The sequence below is a fragment of the Paenibacillus sp. JGP012 genome (assembly GCF_014203995.1).
GTDB classification, from domain to species: domain Bacteria; phylum Bacillota; class Bacilli; order Paenibacillales; family Paenibacillaceae; genus Paenibacillus; species Paenibacillus silvae.
On sequence record NZ_JACHKG010000012.1, the window covers coordinates 139,573 to 159,892 of the forward strand.

14 protein-coding genes are annotated in these 20,320 nt (G+C 45.1%); 5 read left to right on the top strand and 9 right to left on the bottom strand.

Annotation, left to right across the window (positions count from 1 at the left end):
- Positions 1-8 precede the first annotated feature (8 nt).
- Positions 9-587, top strand: a complete 579-nt coding sequence (locus HNR77_RS16295; protein ID WP_184186367.1) for a DUF4256 domain-containing protein — start codon at positions 9-11, stop codon at positions 585-587.
- 123 nt (positions 588-710) lie between these two features.
- Here HNR77_RS16295 and HNR77_RS16300 read toward each other — a convergent pair whose 3' ends face one another.
- Complete coding sequence (locus HNR77_RS16300) at positions 711-1,547, bottom strand: MerR family transcriptional regulator (RefSeq protein WP_184186370.1); 837 nt, start codon at positions 1,545-1,547, stop codon at positions 711-713.
- A 129-nt stretch (positions 1,548-1,676) separates the two neighbouring features.
- Between HNR77_RS16300 and HNR77_RS16305 the strand changes: the two genes are divergently transcribed.
- On the top strand, positions 1,677-3,419 hold the full coding sequence (locus HNR77_RS16305; protein ID WP_184186372.1) for an ABC transporter ATP-binding protein: 1,743 nt from the start codon (positions 1,677-1,679) through the stop codon (positions 3,417-3,419).
- On the top strand, positions 3,406-5,223 hold the full coding sequence (locus HNR77_RS16310) for an ABC transporter ATP-binding protein (protein ID WP_184186375.1): 1,818 nt from the start codon (positions 3,406-3,408) through the stop codon (positions 5,221-5,223). The genes HNR77_RS16305 and HNR77_RS16310 overlap by 14 nt, the downstream gene beginning before the upstream one ends.
- A 115-nt stretch (positions 5,224-5,338) precedes the next feature.
- On the opposite strand, the gene HNR77_RS16315 is transcribed toward HNR77_RS16310, so the two are convergent.
- The gene (locus HNR77_RS16315) at positions 5,339-6,874 is read right to left on the bottom strand and encodes a carboxylesterase/lipase family protein (protein ID WP_184186378.1); all 1,536 of its coding nucleotides are present in this window, start codon (positions 6,872-6,874) and stop codon (positions 5,339-5,341) included.
- A 199-nt stretch (positions 6,875-7,073) separates the two neighbouring features.
- On the opposite strand from HNR77_RS16315, the gene HNR77_RS16320 reads away from it, so the two are divergent.
- Entirely contained in the window at positions 7,074-7,889 is an 816-nt protein-coding gene (locus HNR77_RS16320) for an AraC family transcriptional regulator (protein ID WP_311768639.1), read from the top strand.
- On the opposite strand, the gene HNR77_RS16325 is transcribed toward HNR77_RS16320, so the two are convergent.
- From HNR77_RS16325 to HNR77_RS16340, 4 genes are all read right to left on the bottom strand, one after another.
- Entirely contained in the window at positions 7,886-8,089 is a 204-nt protein-coding gene (locus HNR77_RS16325) for a hypothetical protein (RefSeq protein WP_184186384.1), read from the bottom strand. The two genes, HNR77_RS16320 and HNR77_RS16325, sit on opposite strands and share 4 nt — an antisense overlap.
- Positions 8,090-9,259 (bottom strand): glycoside hydrolase family 27 protein, encoded by a 1,170-nt coding sequence (locus HNR77_RS16330; protein WP_260410598.1) that lies wholly within the window; start codon positions 9,257-9,259, stop codon positions 8,090-8,092. It lies immediately after the preceding gene.
- Positions 9,260-9,616: 357 nt separating this feature from the next.
- Complete coding sequence (locus HNR77_RS16335; RefSeq protein WP_184186386.1) at positions 9,617-10,543, bottom strand: hypothetical protein; 927 nt, start codon at positions 10,541-10,543, stop codon at positions 9,617-9,619.
- Entirely contained in the window at positions 10,540-13,374 is a 2,835-nt protein-coding gene (locus tag HNR77_RS16340) for an AAA family ATPase (RefSeq protein ID WP_184186389.1), read from the bottom strand. Before HNR77_RS16340 ends, HNR77_RS16335 begins: the two co-directional genes overlap by 4 nt.
- A 178-nt stretch (positions 13,375-13,552) precedes the next feature.
- Here HNR77_RS16340 and HNR77_RS16345 point away from each other — a divergent pair, with 178 nt between their 5' ends.
- The gene (locus HNR77_RS16345) at positions 13,553-14,725 is read left to right on the top strand and encodes a DUF4317 domain-containing protein (protein WP_184186390.1); all 1,173 of its coding nucleotides are present in this window, start codon (positions 13,553-13,555) and stop codon (positions 14,723-14,725) included.
- Positions 14,726-14,811: 86 nt separating this feature from the next.
- On the opposite strand, the gene HNR77_RS16350 is transcribed toward HNR77_RS16345, so the two are convergent.
- The 3 genes from HNR77_RS16350 to HNR77_RS16360 form a co-directional block, all read right to left on the bottom strand.
- Positions 14,812-15,930, bottom strand: coding sequence for a response regulator (locus HNR77_RS16350; protein ID WP_184186393.1), 1,119 nt, complete (start codon positions 15,928-15,930; stop codon positions 14,812-14,814).
- Positions 15,927-19,064, bottom strand: a complete 3,138-nt coding sequence (locus tag HNR77_RS30655) for an ATP-binding protein (RefSeq protein ID WP_184186395.1) — start codon at positions 19,062-19,064, stop codon at positions 15,927-15,929. Before HNR77_RS30655 ends, HNR77_RS16350 begins: the two co-directional genes overlap by 4 nt.
- 242 nt (positions 19,065-19,306) lie before the next feature.
- The gene (locus HNR77_RS16360) at positions 19,307-20,293 is read right to left on the bottom strand and encodes a helix-turn-helix domain-containing protein (protein WP_184186399.1); all 987 of its coding nucleotides are present in this window, start codon (positions 20,291-20,293) and stop codon (positions 19,307-19,309) included.
- Positions 20,294-20,320: the final 27 nt, after the last annotated feature.

Below are 20,320 nucleotides of genomic sequence, written 5' to 3' on the forward strand. Positions count from 1 at the left end.
GAATGAGGATGACAACAAATTCTATTGAAAGTGATAAACAATTATCAATGGAACAACGTGATGAATTATTGAACACCTTAAAGGCACGTTTTGAGAAAAACAAGGATCGTCATCCAAACCTGGGATGGGTTAACGTAGAAGCTAGACTAGAAGCCAACCCGGATAAGCTATGGTCGCTTCATGAGATGGAGAAGACAGGCGGTGAACCTGATCTGGTTGAACTGCACAGTGAGAAGGGTGAATATATATTTGTAGATTGTTCCACCGAGAGTCCGAAGGGACGTCGCAGTGTTTGTTATGATCAGGCCGCGCTGGATGCACGGAAAGAAAACAAGCCAAAGCACAGTGCTGTTCAGATGTGCATCGAGATGGGCATTGAGCTTCTAAGTGAGTCTCAGTATCGGGAGCTGCAGCAGCTGGGGAACTTTGATATGAAAACATCCAGTTGGGTGCTGACACCGGACACGATCCGGCAGCGGGGCGGAGCTGTTTTTTGCGATTTTCGTTACGATACCGTGTTTATGTACCATAATGGTGCCGAATCCTACTACGCTGCAAGAGGTTTTCGAGGTCTGTTAAGAGTATAACGATTTAGTGAGAAAACCAGGACGTGTCTGAAAACGCTAGGTGATTGTATAGTTAGTTCCTATAGAGAAGAGGGAGCGATTCGGCATAAGTCGAGTCACTCCCTTTTTTTGAGTTGACCCGGGTTAAGGCCGAACTTCTTCTTCGCCGGGCTTCTCAATCTGCACCATGACTCGAACCAGATATTCCTCTGCATGCTGCAGGACAATCTCATCCTGCATGTACTCCTCGTATGCATCCCCCTTAATGACGTACTTTTTCTGCTCGATATAATCAAAGATTTGCGGATAGATTTTCTCGGTATCCGCATAATCTGCTCTGGCATAGGACACCAGATAGTATCCCTCCGGCATATAGGCCTGTTTGTGATGTTTTGTCTTCATGAAGCTGTACATATGGGAGATCTTGTCGCCATCCTTTTTCAGCAAATCCTCTTTGGGAATGATGACGCCCCCCGGATATCCAAGCGGTGCATTCTCCTTGTTCAGGCGTACCCGGAAGTCCTCCCACAGCTCTTCAGGAAATTCCTGTTTGGAGGAATAGATGCGGCAGCTCAGCAGTAATGGTGCTTTGGCTTGCCATATGACATGCATTTGGCTGGTGTCCAGATGCAGCGTTTGCTCTATATTTTTCGCGCGCCGGATAATCATTTGTTCGGCCTGAGTTAACTTGGCAATCTGCAATCGCAACACCTCCTCCTGCTTGCGCAGCAGTTCAAGGGTGTTTTCCGGGGAACGCCGACCGAGATGCTCGTGAATTTCCTCCAGTGACATGCCCAGCTCTTTGAAAATATGAATAACTCCGATCGTCTCAAGCTGGCTGCGGCTGTAATAGCGATAACCGTTATCTGCAACATAGGCGGGCTTGAACAGGCCGATATGGTCGTAATATATAAGCGTTTTGCGCGTAACCTCGGACAGCTTGGAAAAAGCACTAATGGACAACATATCGTTCGGATGCATAGGTACCTCCAGGTCGAAAGAAGTGGATTGACTGTATAGTTGCTATACAGTTTATAATACAGCTGTTCTGACCGCCGATCTACCGCTAGATCGAAAGCAGGGCGTTTATTTTAGATAAGGAGAATGCTTATGGTAAGGAAATTATTAGGAAGTGTACGCGAGTATACAAAAGATACATGGTTAACTCCGCTGTTTCTGCTCGGCGAGGTAGCGATGGAAGTGGTCATTCCGCTCTTTATGGCTGAATTGATTGATCAGGGGATTACGGGTGGGCAGATGAATCAGGTGGTGAAGTACGGCTTGATCCTGGTGCTGTTCGCTTTGGTATCACTTGTTTTCGGAGTGCTTGCGGGTAAACATTCTGCTATCGCTATGGCGGGATTTGGTAAAAACTTGCGCTATGACCTGTTCCGTCATGTACAGCAGTTGTCTTACTCCAATATGGACAAATTTTCAACCTCTGGCATCGTGACGAGACTGACTACGGATATCACCCATGTGCAGAATGCCTTTCTGATGATTATACGGATTGCCTTTCGCAGTCCGGTGATGATGATCTTTGCTACGATCATGACGTATCGCATCAGCCCGACAATTGCCATGTGGTTTGTGATTGTTATTCCTGTACTGGCCATCGGCATGGGACTAATTATGAAGTATTCCTTTCCTATTTTTGAGCGGGCCTTTGGCAGCTATGATGATCTGAACAAAGTCGTTCAGGAAAATGTGCGCGGCATTCGCGTTGTGAAATCCTACGTTCGCGAGGAACGCGAGATATCCAAGTTTCAGGCTGTATCCGAGAGGATATTCGCACAGATGGTGAAGGCGGAGCGCATTCTGTCGTATGAACTCCCATTGATGCAAATTGTACTATATGCCGTCATGTTAATCATCTCATGGATCGGAGCCAAGCTGGTCGTAGGCGGAAGCATGACTACCGGGGAGCTTACCAGTGTGTTTGCATATTCCATGCAAATATTGATGAGTTTGATGACGCTCGGTTTTGTCATTATTATGATTGCGATTGCCAGGGCATCTGCTGGACGGATCAACGATCTGTTGAGCGAGCAGCCTGATATTATCAGCCCGGAATCACCGGTTACACAGCTGCATAGTGGAGAAGTGCAATTCCGCAATGTATCTTTCCGGTACTCTGACAAAGCGGAGAAGTATGCATTATCTGGCATCAATCTGCACATACGCTCAGGACAGACTGTTGGCATTATCGGTGCTTCCGGCAGTGCCAAATCGACAATGGTGCAATTGATTCCACGTCTATATGACGTCAGTGACGGCGAGGTATTGGTTAGTGGAACCAATGTGAAGCATTTCGATCTGAAGGTGCTCCGGGATCAGGTGGCGATGGTGCTGCAAAAAAATGTGTTGTTTGAAGGCACAATCAAAGAGAACCTGCGTTGGGGGAATGAAGCAGCAACAGACGAGGAATTGGCCCGGGCGTGTAAGGCGGCACAGGCACATGAATTCATTTCGGCTTTCCCGGACGGTTATGACACCCATCTTGCACAAGGCGGAACCAACGTTTCCGGTGGACAGAAGCAAAGGCTTTGTATTGCCAGAGCATTGCTCAAAAAACCGAAGATTCTGATACTGGACGACTCTACAAGTGCTGTGGATACACGTACAGATGCATTAATCCGAGGTGTTTTTAAGGAAAGCATACCGGATACAACCAAAATTATTATTGCACAGCGCATTGCATCGGTCGAAGATGCCGATCAGATTATCGTGCTGGACGAAGGCAGGATGGCCGATATCGGAACACATCAGGAGCTTCTCCGCAGAAGCGAAATCTATCAAGAGGCTTACCATACCCAGACGAAAGGCGGTGAAGAGCAGGATGGACAACATTAATTATGGCCTTACGATCAAACGTCTGCTGTCTTATTTCAAATATTATAAATTTCGAACAGCTCTTGTACTGATACTCGTGCTTGTAACTTCTGCCGTCTCTGTCGCTTCAGCAGCTTTTCTGCGATTGCTCATAGATGATTATATTGTACCGCTGCTGGGCGATCAGCATCCGGTATTTGATGCCTTGTTCCGGGCTTTAATCATTTTGGCTGTGATCTATGCTGCTGGAGTGATCAGCACATTTATCTCGAAGCGACTGATGATTACGATCTCGCAGCAGATCATGAAGAAGATTCGTGACCGCCTGTTCGAACACATGCAGAAGCTTCCGGTCAAATATTTTGACCGGAAGGCCCATGGTGATATTATGAGTCACTATACCAATGATGTGGATACGTTGAATATGATGCTGACAGACGGGCTTCCTCAGTTGTTGTCCACAGCCGTTACGGTAATCGTGGTGCTGGGAACGATGCTGTATCTGGATGTTCCACTCACCATTGTTGTCGTGCTGGGCGCGCTTGTCATGCTCTGGGTTACGAAGAAGGTGGGCACGAAGGCAACGGACCACTTCTTTAGGCAGCAGGAATCCATCGGTGTGGTGGACGGATATATTGAGGAGATTATTCACGGGCAAAAGGTGGTGCAAGTGTTCAGCCGCGAGCAGCATGCCACGGCACAGTTTGCACGTCTGAACGATGAATTGTTTAACAATTCGGCAACCGCGAACAAGTTCTCCAATATACTGATGCCGATTAATGCCAATCTGGCGACCTTAATCTATGTGCTTGTTGCAATAGCAGGCGGGGCTATGGCGATATCAGGCTGGAACGCGGGTCTGACGCTGGGAAGTATAGCCGCTTTTCTGAGTCTGTCGCGTAATTTTACGATGCCGATTGCCGAAATTTCCTCTCAGGTGAGCATGTTTGTCGTTGCGCTTGCTGGAGCACAGCGCATATTTAATCTGATGGATGAACAGCCTGAAACAGATGAAGGGCGTGTGACCTTGGAGAGGAAAGCAGATCAGACAGGATGGGTCTGGAAACTGGAGGATGGCTCTACGGTAACGTTAAGAGGCAAAGTGGAATTCAGAGGTGTGGGCTTCACGTATGACGGGAAAAAGCAGGTGCTTCAGGACATTACGTTATACGCGCTACCAGGACAGAAGCTCGCCTTTGTCGGTGCGACCGGGGCAGGCAAAACAACGATAGCCAATCTGCTCAACCGCTTCTACGATATTACAGAAGGCGAGATTATATATGACGGCATCCATATTCGTCGTATGCGAAAAGCAGACCTGCGTCGTTCCTTGGGAATAGTGCTGCAAGATACCCATTTGTTCTCGGGTACAGTAGCTGACAATATTCGTTACGGGAGGCTGGAGGCCAGTGACGAGGAGGTAATCCAGGCTGCCAGATTGTCCTATGCATCAAGTTTCATCGAACGATTGCCAGATGGATATAACACCTGGCTTGATGGTAGCGGGAATGGATTATCCCAGGGACAGAGCCAGCTGCTCGCAATTGCAAGAGCGGCGATTGCGAACCCGCCTGTCATGATTCTGGATGAAGCGACTTCCTCCATTGATACGCGTACAGAAGCGCTGGTCCAGAAGGGAATGGATAATCTGATGCATGGTCGAACCGTTTTTGTCATCGCTCACCGCTTGTCAACAGTGCGTAATTCCGATGCTATTTTGGTTATGGATAAAGGTCGGATTAAGGAGCGCGGCAATCATCATCAATTGCTGGAGAACAGAGGCATATATTATCAGTTACATACGGGTGCTTTCGAGTGGGAGTAAAGGTATCCCAAGTATAGCTATATACATTATAAACTTATGAAGTGAATCAAGAGATAGCTCTGCTGCAAGTGCAGGGCTATCTCTTGATCTTTACATAAATAGCGATTAGATGTGTTTATACCACCGGTTCGTTCTGTTTTTTAAAATGCTGCTCAAGCACCAACTCAAGCACAGGACCAGGCTCTGCACGTTGTAGCTGGGACACATCCCCGAACTCCATACGATACGGTTGTTCAATACTGCTGGGAATCCAGTAAGGCAGAGGTTTTCCAGTGGAATCGAGACCATTCGGGTCGCCTGTTGCGATGAAATTAGATAGATAATTGCACATCTGGCGTGCCAGGTCATAATGCTTGCCTGTAAAAGGCCGCCAGCATTTGGCAAGTGTTTCAAAGAAAAACCACAAATCAACGGAGTGGAACGTACCCGGTTGATCCCAGCCTGGAATCTCTGCATCAAAGTTATAATAATAGAGAGGTGTTTCTGACGGATGACCGCTGTTTGAACGGATTACAAGCTGAATCGCATGTTCAATCATGCGGATGGAGGCGCGCTGCAAGGCATGATCGAGATCACCCGTATCGGCTTCACATAGCTGAAGGAAAACAGGAGCATCTTCACCAAACAGTTCTGCAGCCATCTGCTTCAGTTCCTCCATACTGTTTACCGCAGGCCGTGTCCAGAACTCGGAGGAGGTGTGACCAAGCATCACGGGCACGAGCTCGCGCTTGTGCTGCATGAAACGGGTGAAGGGATCACCTACACAGAACTGATCATCAATGACCGTTCCCCAGAAGCTTCTATACTCCAAAATTTTATCCCGCAGTGTGACGGCATCCAGTTGTCTGGCTTCCTCCAGTGAAGATACTCCAAGGAAACGGAAAAAATCTACCCCTTTCTGCTCGGCATCTTGCAGCGTACTGCGGACAGCAGGTACATGTACCTTTGGATACAGCTCAGTCGCGATACCGCTCATAATAACGGCTCGCTGGAACAAACCTTTGTTCTGAGGCGAGGTCATCTGGCTGAGTACACTGCCGCCACCGGCGGATTGTCCACCAATCGTGATCTGCTCCGGGTCACCGCCAAATGCGGCAATGTTACGCTTCACCCATGCCGTGCCTGCCTGTTGATCCAGATGACCAAAGTTTGCAGGTGCATGTGGCGACTCGGCAGTAATCTCGGGATGGCACAGGAAGCCAAACGCATTCAGTCGATAATTGATGGTCACGACAACAATTCCTCTGCGAGCAATGCGCTCACCATCAAACTCCATCTCGGCGGTATGACCTACCTGAAGCCCGCCGCCAAAATACCAGACGAAAACGGGCAGCTTCTCATCCGTACGTTTGGCAGGGGTCCACACATTCAAATACAGACAATCCTCATCCATTGGCAGGTCGGGGTCAACAGCCCATTCTCGTGTATAGATATTATTATCATCAATAACGGTTGGAGCCTGCATAGAGGTCGGTGCAAAATCAAAAGCTTGCAGCACTCCATCCCAATCCTCTGCCGGTTGAGGTGCGCGCCAGCGGTTCTGCCCCACCGGGGGCGCAGCAAAAGGGATGCCTTTGAAACTTGTAATTCGCGGGTCTGCGGCGGGCAGTCCCTGAATTTGACCATTTTCTACCGTAACTGTTCGAAGCACACAACATTCTCCTCTCTGAATTGAACATTTATATTCAAGCCGATTCAAGATGTGTGGTTGCGCTTACAATTATGTTGGGTATTGAACCCTCTATCTCTATCATAAGCAACTTGAAGTGTTGTTTCCAGCATCGAAATTAAACCAAGACACCCCCATAATGATATATAATGACTGGTATCAAGAGTGGAGGTGCTCGGGTGTGGACTCGTTATGGCGAGACGGAAGCAGGGCAAGCCAGATTTATTTTATTAGCGGTGGTCACAAACCGATCAATCTCCACCAGTGGGGACCTGGCGTACGTGACATTTACGCACTGCATTATATCATTCAGGGACAGGGCACACTGGAGACCGGAGGTCAACAATTTCGGCTGGGTGCCGGAGAGAGCTTTATCATTTTTCCGCAAAAAGAAATCTATTACTACCCCGACCCGGCGGACCCGTGGGAGTACGTATGGATCGAGTTCAACGGACGAGACGCCTCGCGATTCGTAGATTTGACACAGCTATCGGTTCAGCGCCCTGTACTGCCAGCTGCGCCCGAAACGCTGGAGCCCTGGTTTTATCTAAGCTGGAATGCGGGAGCATCACCAGGCGAAGTATTGAGGGCGGATGCGCGCTTGCAGCTATTGTTGTCCTATTACATAGAGTATTTCCCTCGCAAAGCGGAAGCAGAGCCCAAGGATTACGTGTGGATGGCGAGAACATACATTGAGCAGAACTATTGGAAGCCAACCTTGACCGTTACGGAGATTGTACAGGCAGTTAACCTGGAGCGAAGTTATCTGTTCCGCAGGTTCAAAGCAGCTACGGGTGAATCAATATCAGCATACCTGACTTCCTATCGTGTTCGGCGTGCCTGTGAGCTGTTGAAGTTATCCGGGCTGTCCATTCAATCCATAGCCTATTCGGTCGGATATCATGATCCGCTTTATTTTTCCCGAGTATTCAAAAAGGCAACATCACATACGCCATCCGCATATATGATGTTGCACCAGAAAAAGAGAGAGCGTTAGCGAAACAAGGCACAGTTCCCGGACTCGCGAAAATACCGAATCAGCTGCTCAATCGGCTCACGCCCGCAGTTCAGCTTCACACCAAGGCAGTCAATGCAGAGAAATTGCTGGGCTGTGCGTGAGACTAACTTGAGATAGATGCCCACATCGTCGGATGAGAGCGGAACCTGACAGGTGGTACACAGGCGGCTTTGTGCCATTTATTTCACCAGCTTGGCCCGTACGACAAGACAATCGTGAGCTGCAACGACCGGTGCATAACGCTCACGGAATACACCCAGTTCCTTGTGCTCCCAGCAGTCATAGAGAGACAGGGAGTAACCTGATGCGTAAGGCAGTCCCATATCCCAGAATTGCAGGGAAAGCTCGCGCTGGCTGTCGCTCAGGTTGAAGAAACCAATCGCCAGATCACCGCCCGTCAGCACCTTCACCAGCATGAATACATCATCCGTGTGGAACCATTGCGGCTCGGGTTTGATGCGATAAGCACCACGTGCTTCCGGGTCTTGATTGATCGCAAGCAGATCGGGGTTAAGCAAAATGTCTTTGGTGATCTGATTGGCCTTGCGCACATCACATCCAATCATGAGCGGTGAGCCCATCATGGACCAGAGGGAAAAGTGGGTTTTGTATTCAATATCGTTGCATCCGCCAATGCTGCCGATAAAATCGCTATTGCTTCCACCATACATGCCAACGATCAGCATATCCATGTCGTTGTGGCAGAAGGAGCCGGTATAGCTTTGTTTGCCGATCTGTGAGAGGGCCAGCTCCTTGACGGAATCCCAGTTGTCACGAATATCCCCGGTGGAACGGTACATATGTGCACCCGATTCGCGAATCCATTCATACACGTTGTCTTCTCCCCAATTGCAGGCAGAGAAGAGAATGTCGCGTCCGCAGTTTTTGAGGGCAAGGCTCATCCGTTTATATAACAGTTCGCCAGAGATATGGCGAGGCTTGAAGCAGTAGTCATATTTTAAATAATCGACACCCCATTCGGCGAACAGTGCTGCATCCTGGAATTCATGCTCGAAGCTGCCCGGGTAACCGGCGCAAGTGTGCGTACCCACACAAGAGTACATGCCGAACTTCAGACCTTTGTCGTGAATATAATCTGCAAGCGCCTTCATTCCGCTCGGGAATTTGGCGGGATCAACAACCAGGTTGCCGTCCGCATCCCGCTCCTTCAGGCTCCAGCAATCGTCGATGACAATATACTCGTATCCGGCGTCCCGATACCCTTCCGTCACAAACACATCAGCTACATCCCGAATCAACTGCTCATTAATGTCCCACGTAAACGTATTCCATGAATTCCAGCCCAGCGCAGGGGCAAATCCCATCATTGAAGTTGTATGTGTGCTCATTATATCGCTCGCTTCCTTCCTCATCCTGTTTTTTGAAATAACGAAATATCATTTTTCCATGCATTAAGTGTGGTTACTAACTATCATGAACTTAACGGATTTAGGGCATTTCAACCATAGCTTGGCGTTGCTTGGACATGGACAAATGTTGTTTAGGTTAATAAATGGTATATGGAAAGAGATAATGTATTCTGAGGGGAACTAATGTCCCACTGTTAATTCTGATTTGGATGTGTACATTAAGAGTAAAAATAAAGATACCGTGAAATACGATATCTCGAAAGGCGACAAATATTGAATTACCATAACATCTCTGTGTATTATAACCCTTATAATTCTCAGAAAATTGCAAAGTGGTCAAGGATAAATTTTCAATTCCTTATGTAGATCATACATCATCTTTGTAAGAGGTTTATTTTTAAATTGGTCCTCAGTAATTTCTGGTCCGAAAATAATTTTTTTGATTTCTGAATCAGATAAATTGATTTTGCCCAATACTTTTTGAATTTCCTCGTTTTGTGTGTTGTTGTACATCTGTTTTTTTTCGATTAGTTCAAGTACTTCAGTGCTATGAATCTGATACGCCTCACGAATTCTCATTCCTGCAATATTATGTTCGGTACCACTTTCTGTTTTTACAATAATTTTCATATCATCTGAAGTGGTTCCATCATAAGTGAACTTTATATCATTGATCCAGTTGATTGAACTATCAAAAGGAGAGGAGAATTCTAATTTCTTTGACCCCTTTATTCTGTTGCAATTTCCACACACTGGTATTAAATTATACAGGCAAATTGAAAACAAAGGAAATTTAGCTTTATTAAAGAAATGATCTAATTGTGCTCCTGCAACATTGTCTGCCCTGCAATTGATATAATCTCTATTACAATAGGGGCATACATTAAGACCGGAACTTCGAACTAATCTAACACGGACAGAAACCTTGTTAACCTCCGAATTTGCAATAATTGAGTAGGAGTCATGTAATTTTTTATATAATTTCTTCATAGGAGGATTACTTTTATTTGATTGTATAAAGGATTCTTTATTCATTATTTCAAGGCTATTTTTATTGATGAAGGAATATGCATCCTTTAACTTTTGCAAAGGTGCAAGAACTAGGGTCTTAAATTCATCACTGCTCTTATCAAAGAAGTTAGAGGGTAGATATTTTTTACAACTTTTCAAAATTAGTTTTTGACAAGGGGTGGGAATTTTGCCAATAACAGATTTCCAATATTCACTTTCAAACTCTTCTGAATAATTTTGAATTTGAATCATTCTGTCTCTTTCCTTTCTTTAATTAATTTAAACTGTTTGATCTTGAGATCTAATTCATCTCTCTGTTTAACTAAAAGATCCAACTCAGCATCCTCACCTAACTTTTGGCTAAGAGTGAGCATCAGTTTTTCTCTGTATACTTGTTCACCAATTTTATTAATCAATTGGCTCATTTTTTCATATAATTGTTCAGACTCAAAAGGGGCGTCAAAGTATTGTTTTAGAAATGTGCTGATTTTGGGCTTAATGTTGTTGTTTTCATCAGGACTCAGTAATTCACTGACATCTACAATGAATTTTCGACTAAATTCACCTATGGTGTAATTCATAAAAAAATTATGTGTAAGAAGTTTGTGTATATTTTGGCCAAATGTTTGGTCAAACTCGGTATCTTCTTTTGAAAGATAAGAAATGTCCTCACTAAGAACATCAGAGATAATGAATGGTGAGTTTGTCGTAATAACGATTTGGATCTTAGATTCGGTTTTTGAAGCATGTATGAGATCAATAAGAATCTTAATGTAATTTCGCTGCCATTCAGGATGATAATAAAGCTCCCCTTCATCTATAAATAGAAGAGCAGTTTCTCCTTCTTGTAATGCCTCATCATCACTGAAAAGTTGAGTTTTAACTAAATCCTCAAAAATTTTCAAATACTTTCGACGGCCCTCTAGAAACCAGTAGAGCTTAGATAGAAAAGAAAATTTAGCATGCTGTCCAGATGAAAAATGTCCAAGCTTGGAATCAGGTAAAGTAAGAAATTGACTTATAGAGTTAAGATTCTCATCTAGATTTTTAACTAATATTTGTTTTTCAGGAGTTTCAGATAAGGTACTCATCACAAAAAAATTCTTATCTTCTGGGAAATCAAAATATTCCCAAAACTCCTCTTGTGCCAAATAGTCTAAGAAAGCAAGTTGATAACATAGATCCTTGTTGACTGTTTCAAAAGGCCTGGCTCGCTTATTTTTTTTATTAATTATAGCGTTTTTTATAACATTCCTTTTTTCAATGAAACTTGAATTTTCAGAATAATCAACTTGCCTTAAACCGATAAGGGATTTGGCAAAATCCTCTTTATTGCTCTTGTTGTCATCTTCATTGTCTGCTTTTTTTCTTTCTTCTTTTCTGGTTGTCAGTTCTTCGATATCAAATAGACTATCTTGGTTAACACTGAGCATACTTGAGAAATATACAACTTTGCTTAATTCATTTCTACTTTCATATGCTTTGTGATTAAAAGCATTGGCACCTGAAGTTATGGTGCTGGTTATATTTGTCAAATAATATGGTTGATCACCTAAATGGAATACAATAAAAAATTCGATGTTATTCTCCATTATTTTATAAGGTTCATATTCAAGTTCATTTACGATTCCGTTATTACATGAAATACGTTTCTCTTTTATTAAATGGATGAGGCGGAAAAAAGTATCTCGTAAAAAATCTACCGTACTGGTTTTTCCCATACCATTCTTGCCAACTATACATGAAAGTGAGTAGACTTTATTTCCATAAAAGCTTGGCATCTCATCGGAGTTAAATGAAGCTTTGAGTTCTTTAGTGTTAACGTTATAAGTGAATTTATGGTCAAAATCAATTAGCTGAGATTTCATACCTCTATAACGATTAAGATAAAGAAGTGAAAACTTAAGAGACCTGTAAATGTACTCTGATTCTTTTGAATAATCTTCATTTATGAATTCCAATACTTTTTGTTCTGATTCTATTGAGCGGTAGTTATCTAACATCCAATCTTGATAGGAGTATTCGAAAATCACCTCTGTACTAGGATTATCTATGTAGGTTACAGATATCTGTTTATTGTCAGAATGAAGATGTATATTGATAATTGCTTTTTCATCTATGATAAACTGTCTATCGAAAGCACAAGAATTTGTCCAATAGCCATAAATACTTTTTTGATGATTATCTATTATTAATCCAAGCTTGTCCGACGCTAGACTTTCATCGAGATGAAGATAATTTCTAATTAAATGTTCTTGGACTCCGTATTTTTGATAAAGACCAGAGTTCATTAAATCTGCTATAAGTAAACTGTCCAAAAAACTGAATTTATATTTTTGCTTTTCTGCATCAGGTATTAAGGAGTACTCAATAATGGTGAATATTTGGTTTCTGTAAACACCTTTATTAACGATTTTATATAACTCATACTTTTGAAGTAAAAGATCAATAATTTCTACAGGAAGATATCCTATATTCTCCCGAATTCTTTCAATCCCACTGAAGGCGAAACCGAAATCACTTGGCGTTCCAGCATTTGTAATATGTCTATAAATTGCTCTAACTGTAGTATCTTTTTGTTCAATCGAAATATCATCTTTAGGATAAAATTTACAGAGAAACTTGATCGCTCTCTGATTATCCGTGAAAGTCCCAAAGTAATTTTGGTAAAATTCAACCAAGCCCGAGTAGAGCAAACTTTCTATTGTGGTGTCATCCAACACATCGACTACTTCTATACGTTTTTGCTCGATCGTATTGTAAAACCCATAAGCCACATGTCTGTGGCGCAGCAAATTCATATATTCATCATAGGTCTTAAGTTCATTGTGGCTCGGTACCATGGAATCTAACAATTGTATAGCAAAGAACATAATATCATTCTCATAATCGTCAGTTACATATGGCCGGGAATGTACTAGTTCTATAGCTTGTTCTTCCAATTCAAAGATATTATCTAAAGAAGATAACAAATCCTTTGTATCCATAGAGTCAATCATTAATAATTTTTCTTTTCCTGCGGGTATGTATTGTTGAAAATTATTTATTGCTTGTTTAATATTTCTTAATTGTTGTTCCTCCATATTTGAAGATTCCTTTCTTTAATAAATTTAATTGCTTACTATATATTATTTAAGGTCATTAAAAGAGTAAAGTGAAAATATGGTACAATCCAATTTCAAAGATTATCCTTCTGGCGCAGCTTTTTTTTATCGTTTATACTTGTAAAGCCAATTTACTTGAGGAGTTGTCTAACGAATCATGAATAAAAAAGAAGTCGCGCACATTCGCAAACAATTCAAGCTGGATCATGACCTGCTGAACATTTACGACATCCTGAATGTCTATATTACGAAAGAAACCAATGAAGTCTATCACTGGGAACGCCATCCGTTTGAACTGGTGGATCGGGAGAAGCAAGAGTTATACATGGGTAATTTCAAAAAATTGCTGACAGGCGAACTGGATCAGAAGCTGTTCGAGCTGAAATTTCAGGAAGAGGCAGAAGAGCCCGCACAGGTGATGCTTCATCAGGCCCTCGTCACAGGTGACCCGGATGAGTGGCAGGATCTGATGCTGATGCTCGTTGACCGTATGCTGGCCGATGCTAAGTATGAGCGGGATATGGTGGTTACGTTTATCAAAGGGCAGTATTATTTACCGACCAAGGCCAGAAATGATGAAGCGGAAGAGAGCGAGAAAAACGAGGTGTTTGCGCATCCCTTCATCCTGTGCAGTGTGAACTCGACGGAGAAACAGCGGAAGACGCTGCTCTTCGACTATGTGGAGCGGGAGTTTAAATATAACATCATCGTGGATCCTATTATCAAATTAAGTACGCCTGAACAGGGCTTTCTGTATCCAAGCGTGACCGATAATTACTCCGATGTGAATCGTGTGCTGTACTGCACGGGGAAATCGAATTTCCCGGACCCTCATTTTGTAGAGAATGTGCTGAATGGGGAACGTTCCGTAACGGCGCTCGAGGAGCGGGCGATTTTTGAGGATATCGTTAAAGAGATCACGGGGGAGCAGATGGATGCGACCACACTGGCCCATGTATACGAAGAGATCAACCGGGTGATTGAAGTGAATGAAGAGTCCCATGAGGAAGAGCCGCCGAAGCTGGATTACAAAGACGTGGAGCGTCTGCTTACCGCCAGCGGCGTTGAAGACCTGACCACCGAAAAGGTGGAACGTGCCTTTGAAACGATCGTGGACAACAAAAATTATGAGCTGAAGGCAAACAGTGTGATGCCGAAGTACACCTCCAAATCGATCAAGATTGATACGAAGGTGGCAACCATCTCGATCAGTCCGCAGGACCTCAAATATGTGAGACAAGTCAACTATCAGGGAAGACGCTGTATTATGATTGAGGTGGATGAGGACGCGGTTATTGAAGGTTTTACGCTTGCCACCGAGAATCTGTAATTAAATATGTGAAACATGCAAGAAGCCCAAGCCTGTGGTTGGTTATACCACTGGCTCGGGCTTTATTCTTTATTATATCAGGCTACCTATCTTTGACGCAGCAGCTGCTGGATATCGGAGGACGGGCGGGAGCCCAGCTCCTCTTGCAGGAGTTCCTCCAGCCGCTGATATTGCCACTGGGCTTCCGTACGCCGACCAAGGGATAAATACAGCATAATCATCTCACGATGAATGTCTTCCCGAATAGAATCAATCTGCAGAATCCGATCCAGATAATGAAGGGCTCGCAAGGGCTGATTTTGCTGGTTATGATATTGAGCAGCTGTCTCCATTGTGGTAATGAAGTCCATTTCGAGCTGTCTTGACCATGGCAAAGCCCATTCATAATGTCGCCCCTTCAACAGCTCCCCCCGATAAAGAGCATCCATCCGTTCAAACATCTCTGGCTGATAAGTCGAGGTTTGGCGAATTTGACGCAACAAGGCTTCGAACTCGTACAGATCACAATCAATGACTTCACGGTCCATACGAATTCCGTTACGATCCTTCAGGATAATCGGAACATCGCTGTTGTCTCCAATTGCACGTCTGACATAATACAGCGTCGAGTTGATGTTGGTCCAGGCTTTCTGCGGACTAAGGTCTTTCCATAACGTATCTGCAAGAGCATCACGGCTTGTTGATTTCGTATATAAGAGGAATGCGAGCAATTCCTCTGTTTTGGGTGTTCTCAATTTGACAGGATTGCTGGCATCTGCTCCGCCGAGTACAGTAAATTCACCCAATAGCTGCACCGTTAAGCGGGGAGCCGGGGCAATCGGCTCAGGCAAGGCTGTAGTGTTACGAAGTCGCTGCTGCAAGCGCTGTATGCTGCTGCTCACACGTTCGGTTGTCACCGGTTTAATGATATAGTCCGTTACTTCCTTATCAAAAGCCTGCACGGCATACTCCTCATACCCCGTTACGAGCACGATTGGCAGGGAAGCCTGATGCTTGCGCAATTCTCCAATCAACTGCATTCCGGAGATACGCGGCATCGTAATATCAAGGAAGGCTGCATCAAAGCGATGCTGTGCTGCGTATTCACAAGCTTTCTCAGGGTCCTGAAATACTTCGCACACCTCAACGGCTCCGCTTTCCATCAATATACGCTTTAGCCGTTTGAGCGACAGGTCCTCATCGTCTACAATGATTACTTTGATCATGTAATATGCCTCCCGTTCACCTTAGAGGTATGGTGCTGGATGGGAAGATCAAATGTAATGCGAGTCCCCTCACCATCATGGCTTTCCATCTGAAAATCTCTGTTATACAGCAGCTTTAGTCTGCTGGATATATTCCATAGACCTACACCCGTGCTTCCGTCGGAGACTTGCCGGATATCATTCATTCTCTGTTTGGTCATACCCATGCCGTTATCCTCGATGGTAAACCTTGCTTCTGCTTCATTCAGATTGCGAATGGACAGCATCACACGTCCGCCCCCCACACGAGACATCAGTCCGTGCCGAATTGCATTTTCAATCAAAGGCTGCAGGGTTAGCGGCGGGATCTGCATAGTTCGATCCACATCGGCGTCCACATCGATAATAACCTCCAGCCTTGATCCGAAGCGGGCTTGTTCAATCGCAACATAAGCATTAATCATGTCCAGCTCATTCTCCAGACTGGTTTTGGAGTCCAGATGTTTGAAATGCACACTGCCCCGCAGATAACTGGATAATTGCAAAATCAATCGTTCTGCCTCATTTGGCGCATCGACACATAATTCAGCAATAGCATTCAAGGCATTGTATAGAAAGTGCGGGTTGATCTGGGACCTCAAAAAGGAGATCTCGGCATTACGGGCAGCCTGCACTGACGTTTTCATCCGGGTCAGACCACCAATTCGGGCCAGCAGTTCCTCCAATTCAAAGGGCTTGGATACAAAATCGTTAGCGCCTTTCTCCAAAGCCAGCTTTAACTGATGAGCTTTGTTGCCAGCCGTCAGCATGAGCACTGGCAGTTCAGAAGGCGAGAAGCGCTCCCGGATGCGATCCAGCAGCTCATAGCCGGACATTCCCGGCATCATGATATCCGCAATCACCAGATGTATGGAAGGTAACTGGTCTAGCAGCTCCAATACAGAATCGGAGCGTGAAGTAACGGCATAACTATAACCTTCCAGCTTTAGCAGACTGCTGATCGTTTGCAGATTGGCAGCATCGTCATCTACGACGAGAATCCACTCCGCTCTGGTCCCTTTTATAATGAGAGGTTCATCATATCTCAGTTCTCGATGACCTGTGATGGCAGGAGGCATACTGACAGGGGTAACATGGACACGTTTTTCCTTTTTACCTTCGGCAAGCGGAAAAGTGAGGATAAACGTCGCACCTTCACCAGGTACCGATTCCGCATAAATGGTTCCACCGTGCATTTCAACGAGCTTACGCGTAATGCTGAGACCTAGTCCCGTACCTCCGGCAGCCCTTGGTCCCGCATCTGCCTCCTGCTCGAAGGGCAGGAAAATATGCTCCAGCTTGTCCGGGCTGATCCCGCGCCCGGTATCTGTAATGCGCACTTCAGCTCTGCCCTGAATGATAGCAGCGCTGATGCGTACAGAGCCTTCCTCTGTAAATTTGATCGCATTACCGATCAAATTATGCAGTATTTGCACGAGTCGGTTTCCATCGGCATAAATCAACGGGAATTTGGCTGGAATTTCGTTCAGCAGTTCCAGCTTTTTTGTACCTAGCAAGAAGGAGTGCATACGCATAACAGAATCAACATAAGAGGATAGATCGGTTGCCGAGCGATGCAGGGTGATGTCACCATGCTTCATTTTGGAATAGTCGAGGAGTTCATCCACCAAATAAGTCAAACGTCTCCCGCTGCCCGTTACAATGGCCAGATTATGTGCCTGATCCTCCGTGAGCGCTCCTTCGGAACCTCGAAGCAGACTTTCGCTAATATTAACGATGGCGTTGAGCGGTGTTTTCAGCTCGTGCGAAGTATTGGATAGAAAATCATCCTTCACCTGATCCAGCAAGAGAAGCTGATCCTTGAGCGAGCGAACGGTACGGTAAGCCTCGAAAAATCGAAGCACTGCAAGAAAGAGCATCAGGATGCTGAATAAAACGATGCAAAACTGTCCGATATTCACATTTTCTTTGAGTGATACAGAGAACAGGTTAACATCCAGACAGTACAGCGTAATACAGAGTATTGCGGCGTACCACAGGAAGCCGGATAGACGCTCCCCCTTCTCACTAATGACATATCGTATTGCACATTGCATGAGCAGCCATAGCAGTACCAGCGTATAGAGCCCAATAACGAATGGTGCCGTCAACACGTAAACAGAGATCGGAAGAAATGTGAGCAGGCAAATATAAGCTCCTAATATAAACAGTGTGATCAAGGTCATTATTCCGGAAATTATGCCCGATCTGAAGCGGTAGAAATAAAAGATTAACAGGCCGAGACAAGTAACGGAGCAGAAATCTTTAATTTTATATAACATATTAAAGGAAAGGTTCAGGCTGGTTCCCGCCAGCACACGTTCACTGATCATGCCATTGTAAAGGGCATAGAACAGGCAGATGAGGCCGAGAATTAGCAGCGAGTCATCCCGGTTTCGATACAGGGCAGATCCCAGATAGCTGATGAGAAAAATGATAGATATCGTGGCCAATACAGCCATGGTTGCCAGTTCAATAGCTGTGCGGTTTTGATGGCTTTTTAGCATGGCGGCCTGTTCTCCGAAAAAGAGTGGACCCGAGATGCCTGCATTGGGATAGTCATAGTTGGCGACACGAACAATTATTTCAATATCGCCGCCATGATACGGGAAAAATCCGATCTGCGGTGAATTGCCTGCCTTATAACCTGCTGTCTTCTCCATGGCTTGTCCGTCTTGCATCAGTTTGGCGCCATTGACATAAATTTCGCTGGCAAACCGAATGTTGCTTTTCTTGATGGCGAGTGTACCCTCGACAGGTGTATTGCGGAGCACAAGCCGGTATGTAGCATAGCCGTGGGAGGGCAGGTGTTTGCCGTCTACCTGAAGCTGTCCCCAAGTGCCCGGGACCTCTGCAAAATCACCAGGTGATGCTAGGGCTTCTTGTTGTTTGCCATCCGCCACGTGATCCGGAGCTGGTAGCAGCTGTTTCCAATAAAATTCCCATTCACCGTCCAGCCTGATGCGATCCTCAAGCTTCGGGTTCCAGGTGGATAGATCGAGAATGCCCTGACGTGCATGGAGCGCGGCAGCTTGCGGTTCTCTTGCTGTGGATAGAACCAGCAGCGTAACAGCGAGTAACACTGTGAGAACAACACCTGAAATTCGTATTAACACGTTCTGCTGCTCCTTTGGAGATTACCAATCATCTCTAGTATTCTATCGGCATTGTAGCGGATATCCCCAGGGGGTGCAATTGAATTTCGACAATTTTCTTTGTTTATTTTTTGTTTATTGTAATCCTGTATAATCCGGGTGCGTGATAACCGATCTTACCTGATTTGCTATAAAACATATCTCATTACTTCTTAACAAAAATCCCGGAAGTCTCTATGACTTTCGGGATTTTTATATGCGAGCTATACCCAGCCTGTAAAGGCAAGTATCGATGCTTTGGCAGATTGGGATTCCATGTGAGCCCCTGTGCGCCAGGCCTTGGGCGACTCGCCCATTAATCTGGCGAAGCAGCGATTGAAGCTGGAGATGGAGCGAAAGCCCACCTGCTCGGAGATCGACAGGACGGAGGCATCGGTGCTTTTTAAACGTTTGCAGGCCTCTTCTACACGTGTGCTGTTCAGAAAATCAAGCGGTGTCGTACCCATAATTTCATGGAATTTGCGGCGAAAGTGGGTAGTGCTCAGGTGACACAGCTCTGCAAGCTCGTCAATCGTGACCGGCAGCATGTAATTTTTCGTGATAAATTCAAGAGCGGGTGAGATCACAAGATCAGGCAGGCGACTGTTCAGTTCGTGTTCCCGTGTCTGTCCCAGTGCCTGCTCCAGATTTTGCTCCTGTTCCCGGTTACCCCCATTCTCATCATTTGCGTGAATTCGCAGCAGTTCAATATACAGGGACATTAACAGCCCATATGCACTCTCGCGGTAAAAAGGGGACTGTCGTTGAATTTCCTCAACAATCGATGTCGCCAGCGTATATACCTTGGGATACTGGTCTTTATGTAGAACACAACGGCTGGCTTGAATGGCCCGAAGATTCGGCTCCATATTCGTTTGGGGTGTCTTTATAACATGCTGAAACAGATCTTCCGGTGAAAAAAAGAGATAGGCCCACCTGCTTGCCTTATTAGGCGAACTGTAAGTGGTGTGGGGCAGATAACGAGGGAGGAACGTGACGTCTCCTGCCTGGAAAGGAACGTTCTCTCCTTTAATCTCCATCACACCTCCATCCGAATAACAGATGCCAATCTCCATATGATTATGAAAGTGCAGATGCTCGCTTTTGATATCCGAGATTTTCCAGCGCTCTCCGCTGAGCAATAGAACGGGAAAATCAATGGGCAAGCTGTAATGGCGGTATTCAATGACAGGTTTTTTCGGTTTGGGCATGTCCGGCTGCTCCCATTCGTCGGATTA